The organism is Helicobacter sp. 23-1046 (assembly GCF_053654635.1).
Genome location: NZ_JBSIUS010000001.1, coordinates 1113578 through 1136159 on the forward strand (window position 1 = coordinate 1113578; position 22582 = coordinate 1136159).

The following is a 22582-nucleotide window of genomic DNA, read 5'->3' on the forward strand; positions in this document are numbered from 1 at the left end:
TATGAATTTGGAGTTACGCAAGAGCGCAGATGGAAGCTTTAGCGCGTATAACAAAGACTTCTCTCAATGCTACCATAGCCTTAAATGTGGGGCATTAAGTGAGAGTTTGTATAAGCACATTTTGCCGACTTTTTTACTCTACGCACATAAAGAGACAGATACAAAACTTCATATTGATTTGCAATCCTGTGATTCAAAAGACTTTCACCAATTTTTCACAAAATATTTATCTCATATTTCATACAATCAAACCAAAAAAGAGTTAGCAATCCTTGATATTTGTTTTGGATTGGGATATAACACTTTTAGCACTTTGTATTTTTACGCACTTTTTGGACTGCCTTGTCGCCTCATAATCTACTCTCCAGAGATTGATGAGAAAATGCTTAACAACCTTACACACTTCCCATATCCTAAGGAATTTGAGAATCTTGCGCTCCCAGAGATTCTGTATAATTTGCTTACCAAACAACAATATAGCACACCGCAACTTCACATTGATCTTTTTATCGGCAATGCACAAGATTACCTTAAAATGCTTGCTAAGCAAAGTATTGACATTATTTACCACGATGCCTTCAGTCCAAAGGAGAATCCAAGTCTATGGAGCACAGAATTTTTTGGTGATTTATCACTCCTTTTAAAGCAAGATGGAATCTTAAGCACCTACTCACAAAGTCGTGTCATTCGGCACAGGGCACTATCTCAAGGATTTTTAGTATATGATTGCAAGGCAAAGTTACGCGATATTCGCGCTGGAAGTTTAATGAGCAAGCAAGACATAAGCCATAACGCGCTTTTATCACAATTTTATCATCTAAAGCCTTGTATTATCTAAGCCAAAATGTTGCATACGCCTTAAAATGAGAGCTTTAGCCCAAAGTGCAAGGCATTTTGGTGTGGATAATACAGCTTGTTCCCTCCGTGCGTGTTAAGTAAATTAAATAACACCATAAAATGCTCGCTAACGCCAAGCTCACAAAGCACATTAAGCTCATTTACTCTATCAAATGTTGCGTTTTGCGTGGCGTTTTGAGTAAATCGAGTTGTGCCATACACAAAGGCAAGTGAGATTCTATGTAGAGTGAAGTTAATCTTACCAAAACCAAGACTTGCCTCATCACCGAGCAAAAACGCTCTCCCTCCCCACATAAAAAACGGACTGACATTATTCCCAATAATATTAAGGCTACCAACGCCATTTGCACCACTTTGGATAAAGCCACCGCTAAGCTCCAAGCCATTTGCACTTGATTCAAAAATATCCTTAACCCCCAAATACGCACGCGCATCAACAACAAAGCTATCCCTACTATTGCCCTTAAGGCTACGACTCCCCTCTAATGTCGAACTCACGCTAAGGCTTCCCCCCACATAAGCACTTGAATGCGTGTATTTTGTGTTAAGTTTCACGCCAAATGCGTTAAAAATGCTTGGTGCGCCATTATAAAAGCCCTCCAATGAAAGAATCTCATCAAAAAATGAATGTTTTAATCTCACTCCAAACAACCCAAGCACATTGTGTGGATTGACATTACTCATTGCTGTCATTTTGTTATACTGCACATAGCCATTATTTTTCGCCCAAAAGACTTCTATAAGAGTGTTTGGTAAGGATTTGTTGCTAATATAAACCCCATCAACAAGCCTATCCGCCCATTGTGCTTTGGCAAAGATTCTCCCTGCTTGCACGGTTGTCTTACCATTTGAGTATTCTACATAACTTTGTCCAAGCATCGTGCGATAGCTCGCATAAAAATCCATCGAACCATCACCCTTACTTCCATTTCTGCTCGGAGAGTTTATATCATCGCCCCACAGAGAATCTGTGTGGAGTTGATAAAACATCGAGCTTGCGCGAAAACTTATCATAAAACGGACATTTTTATAAAACTCCGAACGATATGCCAATCCTATACTGCCAGCACCATAACCTGCATTTGCATTTGGTATGCCTTGCTGTGAGATAGTATCAGTGGTATGCACACCATAAAAGACAACATCACCATTAGAGATTCCATTTGAAAGCGCATCATCAATATTTTCATAGCCAAACGCCAGCTCCACGCCCGCAAATGATATACTCATAATAATCGCGCCAATCCATCGCACTCTTTGCATTTACATTCCTTGTTTTTGCTTATGTGTAAGTTTAACATAATGCGAATAATTAGGAATAAAAATCCCTCTAATCTTGCTTTTTAGATTCTATAAATTTCTCATAACATTGCTTAGAACAAAAAAATTCTTTATTTTGTCTAACGCCCTCATTTATCGCGCAAAATGTCCCGCACACTCCACATTCACACATCTCTTCGCTTTGTATTTGTTTATGTTTTGATGAGCTTTTGGTGTGATTGTGTTTATCATCTTGTCCCTTTAGTAGCGGACGCACAATCATAAACCACACAAATGCAAGAAGCGCAACAATCAAAGCAATTTTAACCATACAAACTCCTATCCTTTTTTATAAAAATAGATTCTCTCATCTCGTATGAAGCATTCCTCCACGCTCAAATGCTCTATCTCTTGCTTAAACTTCGAGCCCTTGTAAAGCAAAAAATGTCCATTAAAACTTAAAAACTTACGCCCATAGTGCATAATTTCCTCTACACTTATGCTCGCGCGCGAAGTGATTAAATCAATATTATTAACCTGCGTAATAGGAATATCTTGCAAACGCACATCAAAAACCTGCGTATTTTGCAACCCCAAAGTAGCAACAATATGCTGCAAAAAACCAAACCGCTTCGCTCTAGGCTCGCTAAGGAAAAATGCGCTGTGTGTTTTCACAATAGCAAGCGCAATAGCTGGGAATCCACCACCAGAGCCAACATCAAGGCAACTTTTAAACTCATCAACAAAGCGCAATGGATAAAGCGAATCAATAATGTTTCGTGCTATACTCTCAAATGTGCTTGCCCCGCTTAGATTATGTGTCTTATTCCAATGTAAAAGTTCCTTAGCATAAATCTCAAGCGCACCAATGGCAGAAGAATCTATACGCACGCCCAAATCTTTAAAATACAAATCTAATCCCTTTAGAGAATCTACAAACATCATATTATCACCATTCCATCGCCATAGGAATAAAATTTATAGCCTTTTTGCTTTGCGCATTCATAGATTCTTAGGCATTCTTCTCTCCCCACAAATCCACTTATCATCATTAAAAGCGTGCTTTTAGGCAGGTGGAAATTAGTTAAAATGCCATTCACACGCATTGGTGGATTCTTAGGGTGTAAGAAAATATCACACTCCCCATCGCTTTTTTTCGTGCGATAAAAATACTCCACTACACGCGCCGAAGTGCTCCCAATGCAAAAAATCTTTTTGGCATTATCGCGCACAATCTCTTGTGCTAAAGGCGAAATGCTAAAAGATTCTGTATGTATTGCAAAATCTCTAATATCCTCACAATTCACACTTCCAAATGTCCCTGCACCAATATGCAATGTAAGATAAGCAATTTCATAATGCTTTTTAAGTTTCTCAAAGTCTTTATCCTCAAAGTGTAGGCTCGCTGTGGGAGCAGCGACCGCACCAATATGCCTAGCAAACACACTTTGATAATCCCTAATATCGCTAAGAGTATCTGTTCGCTTGATATATGGCGGAAGTGGGATATGCCCGATAGATTCAAATAAATCAAGCACTTGGTTTGTGCGAAGTGAAGTTTTCATATCGTTATCACGCCAAAAGCTTACCAAACGCATTCCATTCTCTAAAAGGCTCTCCACGCGAGCCACCGCGCTATAATGTGTCAAATCTTGTGTGCTAGATTCTACAAAAAGACACGCGCCTTGCTTTAATTTCCCACGAATTTGGACTAAAAATGTAGGGGTTTGTGTATCACTAAGACTGCCAAAAGGCTTATGAAAAAAAATCTCCAACTTTTTGCCCTGCAATGTGGAATCTTTATATGCGTAGATTCTTGCTTTTATCACCTTTGTATCATTGCAAATGAGCGTGTAATCATTTGGCACAATATCACAAAAATCCCTAAAAAATGCGTGCGTGATACTTTTATCTAAACGATTATATACAAGGAGTTTGCCATTTTCACGCGGACTTGTGGGCTTAGAAGCTATAAGATGACTTGGTAGCTCATAGTCATAGCTACGCACATAAAAATCACTTACATCTAAGGCATTCACTTACACACCTTTGTTGTTTTTAGAATCTTGTGTGCTTGACTCACCTTCTTGCTTCTCCTCATCACCTTTGGGTGCTGGATTTGTGAATTTTACAATCACAATAGACAACCCATAAAGCCCAATAAGCGGAATCGCCATAAAAATCTGCGAAAGCACATCAGGTGGAGTGATTATCGCGGCAATGACAAAAATAATCACCACAGCATACTTAAAAAAGTTTTTCAAACTCTCATCAGTGATAAGCCCCACTTTGCCTAAAAAATAACTCAACACAGGGAGTTCAAATGCAATGCCAAAGCCAATAATAAGCCGAGTAAAAAACATCACATAATTATCCGCACTAATGCTCCCCTCAAACTTCCCATTTCCAAAAAGCAAGACATTCTCCACCACAACAGGTAGCACTACATAATACGCAAACGCCACACCACAAAAAAACATCGTGCTTGCAAATGCCACAAAAGGCAGGACTATTTTTTTTTCGTGCTTGTATAATCCCGGGGCGACAAAAAGCCAAAACTGCCAAAATATCACAGGCATAGCAATCACCAATGAGCCAAAAAACGCCACTTTTAACGCGACAAACACCCCCTCAAGCACGGTAAGGGTTGCCAAATGCGCTCTTATGCTTTCATTTTTGAGTGCGCTTTGTATGGGGAAAGCCACCCAATCAAAAATCACCTCCCAAAATCCAAAACACACGCAAAACGCTACGCCAATAGTAAGTGTGGATATAACCAATCGCTTACGCAAGTCTTCTAAATGTGGCTTTAAATCTTCAAACATATTTTACCTCTATGTGTTCTTTGGCTTTTTTGTCGCTCTAGATTGTGTTTGTTTAGAATCTTTTTTGGCGACTTTAGAGTCTTTTTTTATGACTTTTGTGCGTGATGTGGAATCTTTAGGTTGAGAAACTTTGTCCTTAAGCCTTTTGGTGCTAGCTGTCGCTTGAGTGTTGGTATTATCGTGCTCTGCACGCTCGTTATTAAAGGCTTCAATATCTGCATCAAGAAGCTCACTTTGAAAATTAAGATTTTCTAAAGCAAGGCTTTCTTTGCTTTTTTGTGGGGATTTCTCCTCGCCTTTTTGGGCAGAGCCATTCTCTTGCTTGCTAGATTCTAAGCTAAAATCACTGAAATCTAACTCTTTGGTAAGGGAATCTGTGCCCTTTTTAATATCATCAATATCCTTTAACACGCTATTTTTATAATCAAGGGCTTGCTTTTTAAACTCCTCCATTCGCACTTCTTTATCAAAGGTTTCTTTGGCATCGTTGATGGTTTTTTTGACCGCTCTAAAAAACTTAGTAATATCTAAAATCGCTTGTGGTAGCTTGTCAGGTCCTAAGAAAATCACCGCTACAACGAGGATTACTAAAATTTCAAAAATACCTATGCCAAACATTTAACCTCTTAAAAAATAAAAATTTTAGATTCTTAACAAATTACAAAAACATAACGCTATTTTATACTAAAATCACCAAATATTTCAAGGAATAAGAAATGCTTTTTTTACGCAATTTTCAACGATTTTACGCAAAGTTACTCAGTGATATTTAGGAGATGTGATGATTGATACAAAATTATTACTCAATGATTTTCAAACAACTTCTAGGCAACTCGCCATTAAAAAAGTGCCAAAAACCACTCTCCAAGAGCTCTATACCATTGCGACTGATTACAAAAAATGCAAACAAAACTTAGAAGAACTTCAAGCCTTTCAAAACAAATCCTCCAAACTCTTTGGGCAATATAAGGCACAAAATAAAGACATAAACGAACTAAAACAACAGCTTGATTCTAACAAAACTCTCATAGCAGATAATGAAAACAAACTAAGAGAAATAGAATCTCACTTGCATAATTTACTTTATGCTATCCCAAATCTCCCCGATGACCTAACCCCAAATGGCGAAGATGAAAGCGACAATGTGGAGATAAAAAAAGTGCTAGAGCCAAAAACTTTTGACTTCACGCCAAAAGAACATTGGGAGCTTGCAGAGCAAAATGGCTGGATAGACTTTGAAGCAGGAGTGAAACTTGCTAAAAGTCGCTTCAGTGTGCTCAGGGGAATGGGGGCAAAACTTAATCGCGCGCTTATTAACTTTATGTTGGATTCTAATGAACGCGCTGGGTTTGAGCAAGTCTGCACGCCCGCACTTGTGAATCCTCATACTTTGTTTGGGACAGGACAACTTCCAAAATTTGAAGAGGATATGTTTAAAATACAAACCCAAATTGAAGAGTTAGATAGCGCAAATAAAAGTGCCTATGAGCTCTACCTCATCTCTACTTCAGAAATCACGCTTACAAATTTATACGCTGATTGCATTATCCCACAAGAGAATCTCCCCATATTGCTCACAGCACATACACCTTGCTTTCGCAAAGAAGCTGGCAGTGCAGGACGCGATACTCGTGGGATTATGCGTCAGCACCAATTCGACAAAGTCGAGCTTGTGGCTATCACACACCCCGAGCAAAGTTATGCTATCCAGCAAAAAATGCTTCAAACAGCAAGCACAATCTTACAAGAGTTGGAGCTACCTCATCGTTTGGTTCAGCTTTGCGGTGGGGATTTAGGCTTTAGTGCGAGCAACACGGTGGATATTGAAGTGTGGTGTGCTGGGCAAAATCGTTATAGAGAAGTGAGCTCTGTATCCAATACGCGAGATTTTCAAGCAAGGCGAGCAAAAATCCGCTTTAAAGATGGGAAAAAAAATGTCTTGGCACATACACTTAATGGCTCATCACTAGCAGTCGGGCGCACGCTTATAGCGATAATGGAATATTATCAAAAAAGCGATGGAAGCATTGAGATTCCAAAAGTGTTGCAAAAATATTTATAATGAGGGTATAAATGGCAGAAGAACAAGAAGTGAATTTAAACTCTACAAGTGGCGAAGAGGGAGAAGCCACACAAACACAAGCACCACAAGGCTTTATTCAATCGCTCATAAACGCGATGAAAAAAGACAAAATGATTCTTGTTGCACTCATTCTTGGGGCGTTAAGTCTTGTGATGTTTATCTTGGTTTTTGTTGTGTTTTTTCTCACATATTTTGGTGAAAAACCCGCTGAGGATTTGGAATCTTTAGAGTTACACAAACCACCTGTGGTAATCGAGCCAGCACCACCTGTATATCAGCTCTCCAAAAAAGGTGGCGTTGATGATACTGAGCTTGGTGATATGATTAAAAAAGCAAATTTATTCTATGAGCAAGGCGATAAAGCAGAAGCCCTCAATCTTTTTGAGCATATTTCTATTTTTTCACAATCTCTTGCAAGCTATAACTTAGGAGTTATCAAACTAAAAGAAGAACAATATGATAAGGCTATTGCTTCGTTTGATAATGCTATCAATGCGGGAGAAGATGTCGCAGTTAGCGCACTTAATGCTGCGTATGCCGCACACAAACTCAATCGCTTGGACTTAATGGATTATTATTTAGGCATTAGCTATTCACATCTCCACCAAATAAGCCACCAGCCACTTTATTCCTATCTGTATAGCCTTATTGATATTTACAGAGGATTTTATTTTGAAGGATTCTCTTCATTGCTTAATCCAAACTCACAAAGCTATGATGAGCAAAACAACAAACTTGCTTCACGGCTTTTTGTGATGTTTGATGATGATTTTAATGCCTTGCAAAGCCTTAAAAAATCCTATGATAAACGCGATAATTTCGCTATTGCACTTTTGCACTCAAGGCTTGGGGAATACAGACAAGCGAGGCAATATTTATACGCATACTTAGGTTCATATCCCGATGATTTTAATGCGCTAATGGCACTCCAACTTGTAGAAATTAAACTTGGAAACTTTAAAGAAAGCGCAAGTGTGATAACTCGCGTAGCGCAAAAAAACGAAAGCGCACTAAACACCTACCCTATCCGCATTAAACTAAAAGAATCGCTTTTTGATATAAATGTCGCACAGGAAAACTTCTGGAATCGTCGCTTTGAGCACGAAAATATTTTAAGTTACAAGATTTTGTATTATTACGCGCCAATGCGGATTTTTGACGCAAAAGGCGCACTTGAAAATATCCAAGATTCCTCTCTAAGTGCTAAAATAAGGAATGTCCAAATAGCTAAAAGTGCGTTAAGCGAGGGTGGAAGCCTATCAAAGGTAAATCAACAAATCATCTTTGCTTTAAGAGAGTTTGGAGGCAACAACTTGCGTAAAGCAAGAGAAATAATGCGCGAAGCTCTGGCAATGTATCCAAACCATTCTATCTTGCATTACAACATTGCGCTTATATACGCACAAATGGGAGATTATGACAATGCCTATCAACATTTTTTGCGTGCTTATCACCTTGATAGCAACGATGTGCTTTCGGGGCTTTTAGCTGTGATAGCAGGCAGACTTACTTATCGTAACACTGATAGGATAGTTAATTCCATTAGTGCGGATTTTGAAGACATTGCATTTGAAAGCCCCGTATATAAGGAGTTTTTATTATGCCTCCTGCGCTATTTAAACAATGTCCCTATTGAAAGTTTTGATTTTATCGAGCAAAGCAAACAACAAAACCCTATGTTTTACGCATTACAAAGTGTTTATGCGCTAATGCAAGATAACCAAGAGCTCGCAAAAGAATCTTTTGGCAAATTAAAAGAGATTTTTCCTAATGACGCAGTTTCAAATATTATGGTTGAGCTCACCAGATTCTATAAACAAGACTTAAAGGAAGTCGCTTTAGAACTCAATGAAATTTATAAGAAAAATGCCATTGATATGAATAGTGTGTATTTTGGTCCAAATCTAGCCCGAGAACTTTATATTTACACCGCATTTGTAACAGGTGCGCTCCAAACCATAGAGCCAGAAATTGAAGCAAAGTTTTTAAGCCAAGAGAGCGATGCTTCAGGGATTTTGCAAGTTTTAGGCTTGCTTAATATCTACACACACGAATATGAAAAAGCCCTCGTGTATTACAATACGCTTATTGATGAATATAAAGAAGATGATTCTGCGACCAAGTTTTTAGGGGCTGTCGCGGCACTTGGCGCAGGCAGACACGAAAACGCCATCGCGCTTTTGCAAATTGCCAAAATAGAATCTGATTCTAACTTAGAATCCAGATTTGCGCTAGGCTTGCTCTACCAAGAAGCCAAAAACTTTAAAGCCGCAAGCGACCATTATAATAAAATTTCTACGCACAATTTTGTTTCTGAATATTTTGACTTTGAAATCGACTCAAGTGAAATGTTAAACGCCTATCAGCAACAATCCAACTAAGAATCTGCCAAAATCTCTCGCGCGCTCTTAATGTCTTTGCCAATTTGGGCTTTTAATTCACTAAGTGTGCTAAAGTGTTCATTGTCGCGTATTTTTTGGACGAAAAACACACTTAAATGTGGGGGCAAAAACTCAATCACATTATCTAAAATATGCGTTTCCACGCTAAAATGTCTATCTGTGCTTAGTCGATTCCCCACAAAACTCACGCTTTTGTATCTTTTGCCATTCAATTCGCTAAAAGTCGCATACACGCCATTTTGGGGCAAAAAATATTGCCCGCTATCCATATTGATAGTCGCATAAAGTTCCTTGTTACCAAGATTCTGTCCTCTAATGCTTTTACCAAAAATCCCATAAGTGCGACCAAGCAACGCATTTGCCATTTTCATATTGCCTAATGCGATAAATTCTTTGATAAGGCTAGAATGCACGCCCATATCATTCACACAAAATTCCTTAAAAATTGTAATCTTTATATGTGGAAGCAAAAAGCATAAATCACTCGCCCCAAACTCCCTGCCTTTACCAAATCTAAAGTCATATCCTATTATAATAGAGCGCAAATGCGAAAAATTCTCGCATAAAAATTCTGCAAATTCCTTGCCACTTAAGTTTTTTATAGATTCTAAAGCGAGATAAAAAAATGGAATGGTTGTATATTGCTCCTTAGAATCTGCTGGCGTTAGAGCTTTTGGCTCATTTGTTTGTATGCACAAAATCGCACCTTTATCGCAAAGATTCTCCAAAAGATGCAAATGTGCTAGGTGCATACCATCAAACTTGCCAATAGCAAGCGAAACCACATCATTTGGGTGGATTTTTGCGTGTGGCGAGGATAAAAATTTCGACATTGCCTTCCTTTCCTAAAATATGACTTGTGGTAAATAAAAGATTGTGCGTAGGACAGAGAATCTCGCTAAATGAGCGAAGTGAGCACGCAATAGAATCTTTATCACTAATCACACCTTTTTTGTTGCGTTTCACCGCCCTACCGACTTCAAATTGTGGTTTAAAAAGCAAAATAAGCGTGTGCGCATTAAAGCTACTAAGCACACCAACAAGAGAAGTAAGCGAGATAAAACTCACATCACACACAATTACATCAAAGGCTGATTTCTGGTGTGGATTCTCAATAAAATCTCGTGCAAAAATGCGTATATCACAATTTCCAAAATAACTTATACGAGAATCTGTGCGCAATTTATCACTGAGCTTATCCCCCACATCGACACAAGTGATGTGTTTCGCCCCACACGCCAAAAGCACTTCGCTAAATCCACCCGTGCCTACACCCACATCAAGTGCATTGCTACCCATACATTCATCTATTTGTAATGAGCGCAACGCGTGGATAATATCTGTGGCATTAAGCAATGTCTCATTGGTCTTTGTCGCCATAAAATCCCTAATAAATGCCTCTAAATCCTGCAATACACCATTTTTATAATCAAGCAAGAATCCAGCGAGCTTATACCCTGCACGAGAGACGAAATACGGCTCTGTGCGCAAAAGCGCAATATCAAAAACTCTATCTTGGAAAAAGAGTTCGCTCCCCTCTCTTGTAATCTCAATAGCTGGTCTATCACATAGCCTCCCATCATAGAGCACTTCTCCGCGTAAAATTGCTTCCTTTGCCTTATTGCGACTTGAAAACACATTTAAATCACGCAATGCGCTATCTAATCTCATAGAGCTTACTCCGCAAAGTAGGATACCCAAAATTAAAGTGCATTGCACCCTCCCCCTCAATGCTAATCTCTACATTCATATCTTCGCGATGTTTTTTGCTTATTTGCGCGAATTCCACGACAAAAAGTTTGTTATAAGTGTTTTTACTTTGCAAAACATCGGTATATTGAGAATCTTTAAGTTGCGTGATAAAAAGTGATTGCTCGCTTAAGGTATCGCTGCGTAAAGTTATAGTGAGTTCTTTTTGGATATTTGGATTAGGAAATTTTTCATATAACTCCAACAAAAATACCTCACGCTTTTGCTCGATATTATCCACTTCGTTAAGATAGCTCACAATCGCCATAAAACGCGTTTGTCCGTCTTTTATAATTTGAGATTTACGAGAGAATTGGACTTTGCGCTCAAGTCTTTTTTGCGTTCCTTCGTCATCATTTTTTGCTGATGGGATTAAGGAGAGGTGTCGCACATCGCCACACGCACTAAAGATAACTAAACATATCGCGCTTAAGGCAATGTGGCGGATTAAAGCCACTTGCATATCTTTATCTGTTTGTATTAAAGTAGGCGTTTTTACGCCAAAGATTCTCATTTTTCAAACCACGACTTTATTTTATTAAAGGCTTGCTCCAACGCACTTAAATGCGGAGTGCTTTCTTTACCAAAACTTTGGTGTAATTGTGTAACCAACTCTTTTTGCTGTGTGTTGAGCTTTTTAGGATAAGTGATTTTGATTTGTGCCACAAACTTCCCATAACGAGAAGAATTAAGGAACTTCACCCCCTCATTATCAAAGACAAATTGCTGTCCATCTTTTGCATTTGTGGGTATGTGGAGCTCAAGCTCACCACGCAACGCCGGAATCTTAATGCTCTCACCCAAAAGCACCGAAGTAAAAAACACAGGCACTTCAATATAGACATTTTCGCCATCACGGATAAAGTTTTCATCATCTTCCACGCTAATGCTTAAAAACAAATCACCACGATTCCCACGAGAATCTGCATTGCCTCGTCCGCTCAATCGGAGCTTATTACCAGAATCAATGCCCTCTGGGATATTTACTTCAAAACTCTCTTGCTTTTTATCAAAGCCCCTACCTTTGCACTCTTGGCAATTTTCTAGCTTTTGTTTCCCTGCGCCATTGCACGCCCTACAAGTTTGGGCGAAAGTCATAAAGCCCTGCCTTGAATAAGTCTTGCCCCTGCCTTGACATAGACTACAAGTTTGTAATTTACCATCTTTTGCGCCCGTGCCATTGCATTTCTCGCAAGGCACATTATAAGTGCTTTGCACGCTTTTTTTGCACCCAAAGATAGCTTCTTTAAAGCTCAAATGGATTTCTTGTAAAGAATCAAGCTGTTGTGCGCCCTGTGCGCTCCCAAACCCCTCGCCAAAGAAATTTTCAAAAATACTTCCAAAGCCTTCAAAAATATCGCTAAACCCACCACTAAAGCCCCCAGCACCACCTGAAAGCCCCTCTTTGCCATATCTATCATAAATCGCGCGCTTTTTATCATCGCTTAGCACTTCGTAGGCTTCGTTAATGAGTTTAAATCGCTCCTCTGCTTCCTTATCGTTAGGATTCCTATCGGGGTGAAATTTTAACGCAAGTTTTCTATACGATTTTTTAATGCTTTCTTTATCGCTACTACGCGTAACTTCAAGCACTTCATAATAATCTAAAGATTCCATAGAACTACTCCTAGTTGCATTGATATAAAAATGTGATTTTTAAGAGAAAATTGCTTTTAAACGCAAGATTGTAGCAAAATAAAATTAAAATACTAACCTAAAAAGTGAGCCAAAGCATCGGAGGAAAAATGAATACATACAAAATGGGGCTTAAAACGCTTTTTTCACTCATAGAATCTTTAGAGCAAATTCCCGCCATTGGTAAAAAAAGCGCGCAAAAAATCGCACTCAATCTCTGTGTGGAAAATAAGCTCCTAAGCCTAAAACTCGCGCACTACATAGAAGAGGCAGCGCGAAGTGTCCGAATATGTCAAAACTGCTTAGGATTAAGCGAGGGCGAGTTGTGTGAGATTTGCCTTGATGAATCGCGTGCAAATGGCGAGCTGTGCATCGTAGCCCACCATAAAGACATCTTTACTTTAGAGTCAATGGGTGAATTTGGTGGGCGATATTTTGTGCTAGATTCCAAAGCAAGCGTGCAGGATATTGATTTTTCACTCCTTTTAAGGCGCATTGAACGCGAGAATGTGCAAGAAGTGATTTTCGCACTCTCACCAACCCTCGCTAACGAAGCAATAATGCTCTTTGTTGAGGATAAACTCGCAAAGGAAAATCTCACATTTAGCAAAATAGCGCAAGGTGTGCCAACGGGGATTGGACTAGATTCTATCGACCAGCTTTCACTCTCAAGAGCGTTAAGTGCGAGAGTGAAAATTTAACACAAAACCTAACTATCCTGCCACACCTACTTAAGTTTAATTTTCATATAACCTTGTAGGATTTATTCTAAAGATTTGATTATTTTAAGAATCTTTACATAAATTTTGTGTTACAATGTGGTTGTTCTTGTCTTAAGCGATTAAGCAAGTAACAAAATCACAACAAGGAGTAAGGAATGAAAAAGGTGCTTGTATTTGTAGCAGCTGGTTTAGTAAGCGCGAGCTTGGCAGCAGAGCCTGCAGAGTGGAAAAAGTGTGTAGCGTGCCACGGTGCTGATGGCAAAAAGACATCATTTGGTAATGATGTAATTGCTGGAATGGCAAAAGACCAAATCGTCTCAGACCTAAAAGGGTATCGCGCAAAAACACTTGACAAACACGGCAAAGCGAAAGCGAATATGTTTGTTCAAGCTGCAAAGCTCACTGATGAGCAAATTGAGGAGCTTGCGACTTACATTTCTGGTCTAGCTAAGTAACCTAAAGGCTTTTTAGTTGCTTAATGCTTTTGGCTTAGGCAACTAAAGCCTATTTAAATTTTATGAGAGAAAATGGCACAAATTACCCTTAACGCTCAGCATTTCAAACACAATCTTAACCTCATCACCAATCACATTAAACGCGTTTCACACGGGCACTCTCAAGTCGCTCTTGTGCTTAAAGATAACGCCTATGGACACGGCTTACTTGAAATGGCACAACTCGCCAAACAAAATGGGATTAAGAATGTGTTTGTCAAAAATCACGCCGAAGCAAAGCTCATCGCTCCATTTTTTGAATCTATCACTCTCCTTTATGGCACACCGCAAGGCATACTCGCGCCCAATATGGCAATAGCAATCAACAATAAAGCAATTATAGATTCCTTGCGCCCAAACGACAAAGTCGAACTCAAAGTCAATGCAAGAATGAATCGCAATGGTATCGCCATTGATGAAATCAAAGAGTATATTGAAATCATACAATCCAAAGGCTTGCACTTCTTTGGCGTGTTTGCTCACAATGGCTATGGTGATGATGGAGGAGAGGACTTCACACAATCACGCGAGACATTCACGCACATCAAAGAGCAAATAAAAAACATTTGCGCAAATAAAGGCTTGCAGATTCCACGATTTCATTTTTTAAGCACTTCTGGGGCATTGCGAGCGGAAGCAATCGATGATGAGCTTGTGCGTATAGGCATTGGCGCGTATGGTTATTTAGAATCTAACCTCCCAATAGCCAAAGATTTGCGCCCTGTGGCAGCACTTTTCGCTGATAAAATCAATACAAAAACACTCCATAAAGGTGATAAAATCGGCTATGGTGGCAAGAGTGTGCTCCAAAAAGACACCACCATTAGCACTTATGACATTGGGTATGGCGATGGATTCCCTCGTATAGATGAGGGGCTACGCATTCATTGTGCGAGTGGTGAGCTGATTTTGCCCAGCACTTCGATGGATTGCTTTTCGTGTGAGAGTGAAAAAAGTCAAATTTGTGTTTTTAGCGATGTGCGTGAGATTGCTCGCGCGTTTAACACCATAACCTATGAAATCCTTACACATCTCTCTCCTGCAATCCCGCGCATAATAATCAATGAAGGATAATGTATGAAATTAGCGGTTTTTGACTTTGATAGCACGCTTATGAATGGCGAAACCATAGACTTTTTAGCCAAAGAATGTGGTGTAGAAAGCCAAGTAGCGAAAATCACAGCAAGCGCAATGCAAGGTGAAATAGACTTTTATGAGAGTTTAAAAAAGCGCGTAAGCTTGCTAAAAGGACTTCCATTCGCCCGTGCTAAAGAAATTTGTGAGAATCTCCCCCTGCATAATGGCGCGAAACAAATAATCCAAACCCTCCACACAAAAGGCTATAAAGTAGTGTGCTTTAGCGGTGGATTTAGCCTTGCCACAGGGCATTTTGCTAAAGTTTTAGGGCTAGATTCTCACTTTAGTAATATTTTACATAGCAAAAATGACACGCTCAGTGGCGAAGTCGGCGGGGAAATGATGTTTTCTCACTCAAAAGGCGATATGCTCGTGCGCTTGCAAAATCTCCTTGATATATCTCAGCAAGATACGCTATGTGTAGGTGATGGAGCGAATGATTTAAGTATGTTTGCATACTCTGGGACAAAGATTGCCTTTTGTGCCAAAGAGATTCTCAAACAAAATGCGGATATTATCATTGATGAGCCCAATTTGTGTGCTATTGAAAAATTTTTACCATAATACAAATTCCAGCACGCAAAGATAAAGAGCGGTGAAATTTTGCTACAATCACAAAATATAAATCCACAATAAAAGAGCAACAATGAAAAAAGTCTTAATCTCTCCAAGTCTTTTATCAGCAGATTTCTTGCATTTAAGAAAAGAAGTAGAGGCGATATGTGCGACTTCTTGTGATTTTTTGCATATTGATGTAATGGATGGGCATTTCGTGCCAAACCTAACCATTGGTCCGCTTGTGGTTGAGAAAATCGCTAAAGTCGCCACAAAGCCACTTGATATTCATCTAATGACAAACAACACAGAATTTTTTGTAGAACTTTTCGCTCCGCTAAAGCCTGCATTTTTAAGCGTGCATATCGAGGAAGTGCGCCATTTAGATAGACTTGTAGATTCTATAAAGTCGCAAGGAATCGGTGCAGGTGTGGTGCTAAACCCACACACAAGCCTTGAATCTCTACGCTATATCCTCCCAAAAGTCGATTTAGTGCTCCTAATGAGCGTAAATCCGGGCTTTGGCGGGCAAAAGTGCCTGCCTTATGTCGCTGATAAATTGTGTGATTTAGTCAAAATGCGCGATTCTCTTAATCCAAAATGTCTATTACAAATCGATGGCGGAATCAACGACAAAAACGCTCCCCTCTTTATCCAAAATGGTGCAGATATACTTGTCGCTGGGAGCTATATCTTTGGAAGTAGGGATTATAAAAAGGCTGTGGAGAGCTTAAAATGCCAAAATCAGTAGATTCTAAAAATAAGAGTTAAGAAGCCACAAACCCAAAATCCAAAAGGACAACAATGTATGATGTAACCATACCCGAAGAAGAGCTAAAAAACAAAGTCGCACGGGACTTTTTTGGTTCGTTTGATACAACAGAGCGTCCCAACAATATCGATTTTGTAATCGCACCCAAACGCCAGCACGAGCAAGAAAAACAATATTTTCTCTGGGCAGAAGCAAAAAAGGGCAACAAAAACGACATTTACGCAAGTATCGTGCAGTTAATTCTAACTATTGGCAAGGCAAAATTGCAAGATTTGCTTATGCCACCGCACTTTTTGGGTGCGTTTGATGCGCAAAAAATCGCATTTATCGAGTTTAGCAAAATCGCACATATTTTTAGTCAAAATGATTTTAATTGGAGCGTTACGCCTAGTAACCACGAATCAAAAGAATTTAAGCAACTCTACAAACTCATAGTCAAAACACTTGAATGCGAAAATTTGCTATTTAGATTCGCATCGCAAAGCGATGAATTGAGAGAATTTATAGAGGATAATTTCACGCTAGATTCACAAGGGACGCAAAAAATCAACATTACAAAAAATAATTTTTTCAACATATATTTAGAGTGGCTTAAACGCGTAAAACCCACTATTAGCGTAGATTGGGAGGCTGAAAAGCCAGATATTGTGGATAGTGATTTTTATTTGGCGGATTTATTAAGTCGCAATAATTCTACAAAAGAGATTTATGAAAATTTACGGATTTTGTTGCAACACGATTATTATGAAGTCAAGTTAGAAGCGCGAGATTTGAAGCGCACGCAGTTTAGCTTTACTAAATTTGGTTTTACGGATAAGCAAGATGCGCATAAAAACTTTTGGAATATCTATGAGCGTCCGCCAAAAGAGGAATTTTGGGATTATATTATACAACGGCGTGATTTGCTTGTGCCTCAGGACATTAGAGAACGCAAGGGGGCGTTTTTTACCCCGCGTGTGTGGGTAACAAAAGCACAGGAATATTTAGCAGATGCGCTTGGTGAGGATTGGCAGGAGGAGTATTATATTTGGGATTGTGCCGCAGGGACAGGGAACTTACTCGCAGGGCTAACAAATGCGCGAAATATCTATGCTTCTACGCTAGATAGTGCAGATGCCGAAGTGATGCAAGAGCGCAGGCAAAATGGCGCGAATTTACTAGAGAGCCATATTTTTCAATTTGATTTTTTAAATGACGAGATTTTTGATAAAGTCGATGAAAAAAGTGGCGAGATTTTAGCAAAATCCAAACTCCCACAATCTTTGCAAGAAATCATCAAAAATGAGCCACAAAAGCTAGTAATTTTTATCAATCCACCATATAGCACAAGTGGCAATGCAAGAACGCAAAGAGGCACAGGCTCACACAAATCTCAAGTATCCAAAGACACAGATACATATTTCAAATATAAAAAACACCTTAGCGCATTAAGCGATGAGCTTTACACGCAATTTTTTATACGAATCTATGAGGAGATTCCAAACTGCATTTTAGGGAGTTTCTCTACGCCAAAATATATTAACTCATACACTTCAACCAAATTCAGGCAAAGATTTTTAGCTAAATTTTTAAAAGGATTTATCGTGCCTGCTTGGACATTTGATAATGTTGCGGGTGAATTTCCTATCGGCTTTTGGGTGTGGAATCTAGGCAAAAAGCAGGAAACGAAAAATGCAAAAGTGGATAATTTTAAAGTAAAAGTAGATATTTTCAATGAAAGCAATAAAAAAATTGGTAAAAAAACATTTTATGCAGGGGAAAAATATATCACGGCGTGGTTGCAAAAATTTTATGACAAAGATAATGAATCGCTTGGCATTTTAATGGCAGACGCACCAGATTTTCAACAAAATAACCATATAGCCTTGCAAAGCAAAAAAGGCACGGCACACATAATTTATACGCCAATTACAAAATATAATTTGATTCCATTTTGCGTATATTTTGCCGTGCGACAAGTCATTAGCCCATCGTGGTTAAACAACAAAGACAATTTCTTATACCCAAAAAATAAATGGCAAAAAGATAAAGAATTTTACAATGATTGTTTGGCGTATGCACTATTTGATGAGGGGCAAAACAAAATCACTTCAAAAGATGACATAAATCACTTTATCCCATTTAGCGAGCAAGAAGTCGGTGCAAAAGAAGCGTTTAGAAGCGACTTTATGACGCGATTTATCGAAGGCAAAGTCAAAAATGGGACACTTTGCGATTGTTTTATCCCAAATGAAAAAATTACCTTTTCAAGCGAGGCAAAAGCCGTTTTTAACGCAGGGTTAGAGCTATGGCGATATTATCACGAGCAGGCAAAATCTAGCGAAAAATACCTAAATGACGCAAGTTTGTATGATATAAAAGAGTATTTTCAAGGGCGAGCAGAATCTAAAAACGGCAAGCAGGGCAAACTAAATGCAAAAAGTGAAGATTCTCATTATAATGATTTGCTAGCAAACTTGCGACTAACTCTCAATGATTTAGCCACAAAAATAGAGCCCAAAATCTATGAATACGGCTTTTTAAAGAAATAAATACTACAAATATTAAGTATTTTGAGATTTATCTAGTCTCTATTTGATAATCTTACGGAGATTCTTTGCCATTGATTACAAGGGAATCCAAACAAAATCCATAGGAAAATATGATTTTAGCTATAATTGCGGGGAAACATTAAAGGAGCTAATAGGGCTTTGATTATAGAGAATGCAAATATTGAAACTTTGCGCGTGATTGAGAGATTAAATGGAGTTTAACAAACAATGAAAGACTATAAAAATCGCTAAGTATGACAAGACTAAAATCATAGATAGTGTAATTGAGAAGCTAGAAAAAGGCGATATTTTGGACGCAAAATACAAAGACCACGCATTTGCAAGGAATCTATAAAGACACAAGGGAATGCCACATAGAGCTAGATTTATTGCTCATCTATAAGAAACAAAATGATGTTTAGTGCTTACTTGTCTGCGTGTGGGCTCACATAGCAAACTATTTTGGATTTAATTTGCACTTATGTGATAATCCCGCACCCTTGTTATGAGATTTTATGCTCGTTCGCCTAGCACGATATTATTTGCCTCTTCTAATCGCTGGAGGTGCTCCCACCGCTCATCTACTTCTTTTTGGAATAGTTCGATAATATGCTCATTTTCTTTTTTAAAGAGATGCTTAAATCGCCCCTGTGCCGCTAGATAATCGCGCACAGGAATGACATTTTTAGGGCGATAAGTGATACGCACTTCACGCCCACCGATGATTTCAAACAGCGGAAACACAAGGCTATCCACCGCCAAATCCGAAGTATCAATGGTTTTGTGTGATTCAAACTTCCACTCTGTCGTGCAGGCACTCATCGCATTGATAAATGTCGGTCCCTCCGTGTCGATTGCTTGCTTAATCTTTTTATTCATATCTTTCCATTTGTTTGGCGCGACTTGCGCGACATAGGGGCTTCCGTGTGCTGCCATCACAAAGAGAATGTCCTTTTTGCGCTCCTTTTTGCCATAGCTCGTGCTTCCCGCAGGCGTGGTAGTCGTGCTAGAGCCAATCGGCGTAGAGCTTGAGCGTTGCCCGCCTGTGTTTGCATACACTTCGTTATCTAAGCAAATATAAGTCATATCGTGCCCGCGCTCAAAGCACCCGCTGATAAATTGAAATCCAATGTCATAAGTGCTCCCATCGCCACCAAATGCGACAAATTTTGGCTTTTCGCCGTTATATTTGCCCTTTTTTGCGAGCGCGCGATACATTGTCTCCGCTCCCGCTGCTGCGGTGCTTCCGTTTTCAAAGCCGATATGAATCCACGGCACATCCCAGCTAGTGTGCGGATACACGGCGGTTGAGACTTCGAGGCAGCCTGTGGAGTTGCCGATTACTAGCGGTCCATCGACAGCGTTTAGCACTTCGCGGATAATGATGCCGTGTGCGCAACCCGGACAGAGGATATGCGCTCCTTCAAATTTTTCGGCAGATTTGGAAAACTGCTTGAGATTTTTTACTTCTTTTACCATTTTAGCTCCTTTGTTAGATTTTGGTTGCGCTTGTCTTTTTGGCTAAAATCGTGGATTGCGCGCGCTTAGCTTCGGTCATTACCCTCTAAGGTAACTCCCTCGCTTCGCGCTTCAAAACCACGATTTTATTTCAAAAATACTTCGCACATTTGTTGCTCCTTTTGTTTGTTGCGCATTCTCGAATTTAAATTCTACGCATTTTTGTGCGGTGGATTTTGCGATGATTTTGTGGGTTGCGCGAGTGTGTGGCGAGGAGTTACCTAAAGCGGTAATGACGAAGCCACACACGAAGCGAGCGTTAGAAACTAGATTCTAACGCGTCTCCCGCAAAAGCACGCAAAAGGACACGCACAAAGCTAAAAAAAGCTCATTTTGGGTCCGCGTAGCCCCACAAACTGCTGCACCGCGTGCGTTAATTTGCCCTCCTTTGCATCGTTATGTATTTGAGCCAAAATCTCGCCCAAATCTTTTTGCGTCATATCGCGCTCGCCAAGCCCATAGATATAGTTGCTTAGCACAGGGCGACTTTGCACACCGCCACTGCCACCGCTCCCAAAGGTTGCGCCATACAATGCCGCGCTTACTTCGTTAAAGAGCGCGCCCATAGCCCCAGCGGGCAGGCTTTTATCAAGGATTGCGATTGCCTTGCAGTGTTTTAGTGCGTTTGCAACCTCAATAAAAGGGAAAGGGCGAAAGACTTTGAGGCTTACTACGCCAGCTTTGATTCCATTTTTGCGGGCGTTTTGCGCTGCTACGCGGGCGGACTCTACCGTCGTGCCAAGCGCGAAAATCGCCACTTCGGCATCTGCTAAATCATAAGTTTCTACGATATTATGCTCCCTGCCTGTGAGGCTAGCAAATTCGCTAAACACGCGCTTTATGACTTCATTTGAGTGCATTAGCGCGTTGTGAAGTTGAGCTTTATGCTCATAGTGCCACTCCTCTTCTGCTTGCGCTCCGTAAGTAACGGGGTGAGCAAAATCAAAAAGCGGATTTTTAGCCTTATATTCACCGATAAACTCATACGCCTCACTATCGCTTAGCGGGCGGACATTTTGGGCAGTGTGTGAGCAGAGGAAGCCATCTTGATTGACAATCACAGGGAGGCGCACGCCCATATCCTCGGCAATCTTAAACGCCATAAGATTCAAATCATAGGCATCTTGTGGATTATACGCGCAGAGGTTTATCCAGCCCGCATCGCGCCCTAGATACATATCGCTATGGTCGCCGTGTATGTTTAGAGGCGAGGCAAGTGCGCGATTTACGAGGTTTAGCACGATTGGCAGGCGCATACCAGAGGCTTGATACAGCACCTCCACCATAAGCGCAAATCCTTGCGAGCTAGTCGCAGTCGCCACGCGCCCGCCCGCTGCTGCTGCACCCACACACGCGCTCATCGCGGCGTGTTCAGATTCTACGAGCAAAAACTCGCCATCAATGTAACCATTGCTTGTGAAAGTCCCATAATTTTGCACGATAGGCGTGGATGGCGTGATAGGATAGGCTGCGACTACATCGATTTGGGCTTGGCGCATCGCTTGGCAGGCTGCCATATTGCCATCCCACACGACTACTTTATCGAGTTCCATTTCTTTTGGCATATTTTTTCTCCTTTTTGTTGTTTTAGTGATTGAGATTTTAAAATCTAGATTCTATGTTGCACGCTAATTTGACTCGCTAGCGGGCTTTTTTGGCTCTTTAGCTGGCCAGTTCCCTAGTGCGTTTTCATTGCTCTCATTATTATCAAACATTAGCAGGGATTTTGGGTTGGTAGGGCATACGCTCACGCACACACCACAACCCTTGCAATGCTGATAATCCACGCCACGCATTTTCTCCTCGCGCACCAAAATCGCGGCATCAGGGCAATATACCCAACAATTAAAGCAATTTATGCAAATATCCATATTATGCACGGGCTTATCCACACGCCAATGCGCCACGCTCGTGCCATAGGAACTCTCTTTGGTATAGCTTCGCTCATTATTATGCTCTCTTAGTGCCTCTCTGCCATCTTCGGCGAATGGAAAAAGCACCGAGCCCATTTCTAGTTGCGTCCAATCTTTCATCTACGCCT

The 22582-nt window shown here is 40.1% G+C and carries 22 protein-coding genes and 1 pseudogene; 10 read left to right on the forward strand and 13 right to left on the reverse strand.

Annotation, left to right across the window (positions count from 1 at the left end):
* The first annotated feature begins 1 nt into the window (after window position 1).
* On the forward strand, window positions 2-838 hold the full coding sequence (locus ACWIUJ_RS05390; RefSeq protein ID WP_454169449.1) for an MnmC family methyltransferase: 837 nt from the start codon (window positions 2-4) through the stop codon (window positions 836-838).
* Window positions 839-858: 20 nt separating this feature from the next.
* Here ACWIUJ_RS05390 and ACWIUJ_RS05395 read toward each other — a convergent pair whose 3' ends face one another.
* The 6 genes and pseudogenes from ACWIUJ_RS05395 to tatB form a co-directional block, all read right to left on the reverse strand.
* Window positions 859-2121, reverse strand: coding sequence for an Opr family porin (locus ACWIUJ_RS05395; RefSeq protein WP_454169451.1), 1263 nt, complete (start codon window positions 2119-2121; stop codon window positions 859-861).
* A gap of 67 nt (window positions 2122-2188) precedes the next feature.
* Window positions 2189-2449 (reverse strand): PP0621 family protein, encoded by a 261-nt coding sequence (locus ACWIUJ_RS05400; protein WP_454169452.1) that lies wholly within the window; start codon window positions 2447-2449, stop codon window positions 2189-2191.
* 8 nt (window positions 2450-2457) lie between these two features.
* Window positions 2458-3063 (reverse strand): 16S rRNA (guanine(527)-N(7))-methyltransferase RsmG, encoded by a 606-nt coding sequence (gene rsmG, locus ACWIUJ_RS05405; RefSeq protein WP_454169454.1) that lies wholly within the window; start codon window positions 3061-3063, stop codon window positions 2458-2460.
* A complete protein-coding gene (gene queA, locus ACWIUJ_RS05410) occupies window positions 3060-4157 on the reverse strand; it encodes a tRNA preQ1(34) S-adenosylmethionine ribosyltransferase-isomerase QueA (protein WP_454169456.1) in 1098 nt (365 codons plus the stop codon). Before queA ends, rsmG begins: the two co-directional genes overlap by 4 nt.
* Complete coding sequence (gene tatC, locus ACWIUJ_RS05415) at window positions 4158-4943, reverse strand: twin-arginine translocase subunit TatC (protein WP_454169458.1); 786 nt, start codon at window positions 4941-4943, stop codon at window positions 4158-4160. It lies immediately after the preceding gene.
* A 425-nt stretch (window positions 4944-5368) separates the two neighbouring features.
* A pseudogene (gene tatB, locus ACWIUJ_RS05420) lies at window positions 5369-5561 on the reverse strand (Sec-independent protein translocase protein TatB); the annotation flags it as partial.
* Between the two features lie 163 nt (window positions 5562-5724).
* Here tatB and serS point away from each other — a divergent pair.
* On the forward strand, window positions 5725-7005 hold the full coding sequence (gene serS / locus ACWIUJ_RS05425; protein ID WP_454151058.1) for a serine--tRNA ligase: 1281 nt from the start codon (window positions 5725-5727) through the stop codon (window positions 7003-7005).
* 11 nt (window positions 7006-7016) lie between these two features.
* Window positions 7017-9407, forward strand: a complete 2391-nt coding sequence (locus ACWIUJ_RS05430; protein WP_454169460.1) for a tetratricopeptide repeat protein — start codon at window positions 7017-7019, stop codon at window positions 9405-9407.
* Here ACWIUJ_RS05430 and ACWIUJ_RS05435 read toward each other — a convergent pair.
* Genes ACWIUJ_RS05435 through dnaJ form a run of 4 tightly spaced genes read right to left on the reverse strand, consistent with a single transcriptional unit; the run spans window position 9404 to window position 12794 of the window.
* Window positions 9404-10261 carry a bifunctional riboflavin kinase/FAD synthetase gene (locus ACWIUJ_RS05435; RefSeq protein ID WP_454169462.1) on the reverse strand — a complete coding sequence of 286 codons (858 nt, stop codon included), beginning with the start codon at window positions 10259-10261 and terminating at the stop codon, window positions 9404-9406. The genes ACWIUJ_RS05430 and ACWIUJ_RS05435 overlap by 4 nt on opposite strands.
* Window positions 10215-11099: an SAM-dependent methyltransferase gene (locus ACWIUJ_RS05440; protein WP_454169463.1), complete on the reverse strand. Its 885-nt coding sequence runs from the start codon at window positions 11097-11099 to the stop codon at window positions 10215-10217. The genes ACWIUJ_RS05435 and ACWIUJ_RS05440 overlap by 47 nt, the downstream gene beginning before the upstream one ends.
* Window positions 11086-11691, reverse strand: coding sequence for a hypothetical protein (locus tag ACWIUJ_RS05445; protein ID WP_454169465.1), 606 nt, complete (start codon window positions 11689-11691; stop codon window positions 11086-11088). Before ACWIUJ_RS05445 ends, ACWIUJ_RS05440 begins: the two co-directional genes overlap by 14 nt.
* Window positions 11688-12794 (reverse strand): molecular chaperone DnaJ, encoded by a 1107-nt coding sequence (dnaJ, locus tag ACWIUJ_RS05450; RefSeq protein ID WP_454169467.1) that lies wholly within the window; start codon window positions 12792-12794, stop codon window positions 11688-11690. Before dnaJ ends, ACWIUJ_RS05445 begins: the two co-directional genes overlap by 4 nt.
* 128 nt (window positions 12795-12922) lie before the next feature.
* Here dnaJ and recR point away from each other — a divergent pair, with 128 nt between their 5' ends.
* The 7 genes from recR (at window position 12923) to ACWIUJ_RS05485 (ending at window position 19445) form a co-directional block, all read left to right on the forward strand.
* Window positions 12923-13513, forward strand: coding sequence for a recombination mediator RecR (gene recR / locus ACWIUJ_RS05455; RefSeq protein ID WP_454169469.1), 591 nt, complete (start codon window positions 12923-12925; stop codon window positions 13511-13513).
* A 176-nt stretch (window positions 13514-13689) separates the two neighbouring features.
* A complete protein-coding gene (locus tag ACWIUJ_RS05460; protein WP_454169471.1) occupies window positions 13690-13989 on the forward strand; it encodes a c-type cytochrome in 300 nt (99 codons plus the stop codon).
* A 72-nt stretch (window positions 13990-14061) separates the two neighbouring features.
* Window positions 14062-15102: an alanine racemase gene (locus tag ACWIUJ_RS05465; protein ID WP_454169473.1), complete on the forward strand. Its 1041-nt coding sequence runs from the start codon at window positions 14062-14064 to the stop codon at window positions 15100-15102.
* 3 nt (window positions 15103-15105) lie between these two features.
* On the forward strand, window positions 15106-15729 hold the full coding sequence (gene serB / locus ACWIUJ_RS05470; protein ID WP_454151040.1) for a phosphoserine phosphatase SerB: 624 nt from the start codon (window positions 15106-15108) through the stop codon (window positions 15727-15729).
* 82 nt (window positions 15730-15811) lie between these two features.
* The gene (rpe, locus tag ACWIUJ_RS05475) at window positions 15812-16471 is read left to right on the forward strand and encodes a ribulose-phosphate 3-epimerase (protein WP_454169475.1); all 660 of its coding nucleotides are present in this window, start codon (window positions 15812-15814) and stop codon (window positions 16469-16471) included.
* A gap of 53 nt (window positions 16472-16524) precedes the next feature.
* On the forward strand, window positions 16525-19023 hold the full coding sequence (locus tag ACWIUJ_RS05480) for a hypothetical protein (RefSeq protein ID WP_454169477.1): 2499 nt from the start codon (window positions 16525-16527) through the stop codon (window positions 19021-19023).
* A gap of 338 nt (window positions 19024-19361) precedes the next feature.
* Window positions 19362-19445: a type II toxin-antitoxin system YafQ family toxin gene (locus ACWIUJ_RS05485; protein ID WP_454169729.1), complete on the forward strand. Its 84-nt coding sequence runs from the start codon at window positions 19362-19364 to the stop codon at window positions 19443-19445.
* Window positions 19446-19536: 91 nt separating this feature from the next.
* Here ACWIUJ_RS05485 and ACWIUJ_RS05490 read toward each other — a convergent pair whose 3' ends face one another.
* From ACWIUJ_RS05490 to ACWIUJ_RS05500, 3 genes are all read right to left on the reverse strand, one after another.
* Window positions 19537-20502 (reverse strand): thiamine pyrophosphate-dependent enzyme, encoded by a 966-nt coding sequence (locus ACWIUJ_RS05490; protein ID WP_454169479.1) that lies wholly within the window; start codon window positions 20500-20502, stop codon window positions 19537-19539.
* Between the two features lie 356 nt (window positions 20503-20858).
* Window positions 20859-22106, reverse strand: coding sequence for a 2-oxoacid:ferredoxin oxidoreductase subunit alpha (locus ACWIUJ_RS05495; RefSeq protein WP_454169481.1), 1248 nt, complete (start codon window positions 22104-22106; stop codon window positions 20859-20861).
* Between the two features lie 63 nt (window positions 22107-22169).
* Entirely contained in the window at window positions 22170-22574 is a 405-nt protein-coding gene (locus tag ACWIUJ_RS05500) for a 4Fe-4S dicluster-binding protein (protein ID WP_454151027.1), read from the reverse strand.
* Window positions 22575-22582 lie beyond the last annotated feature (8 nt).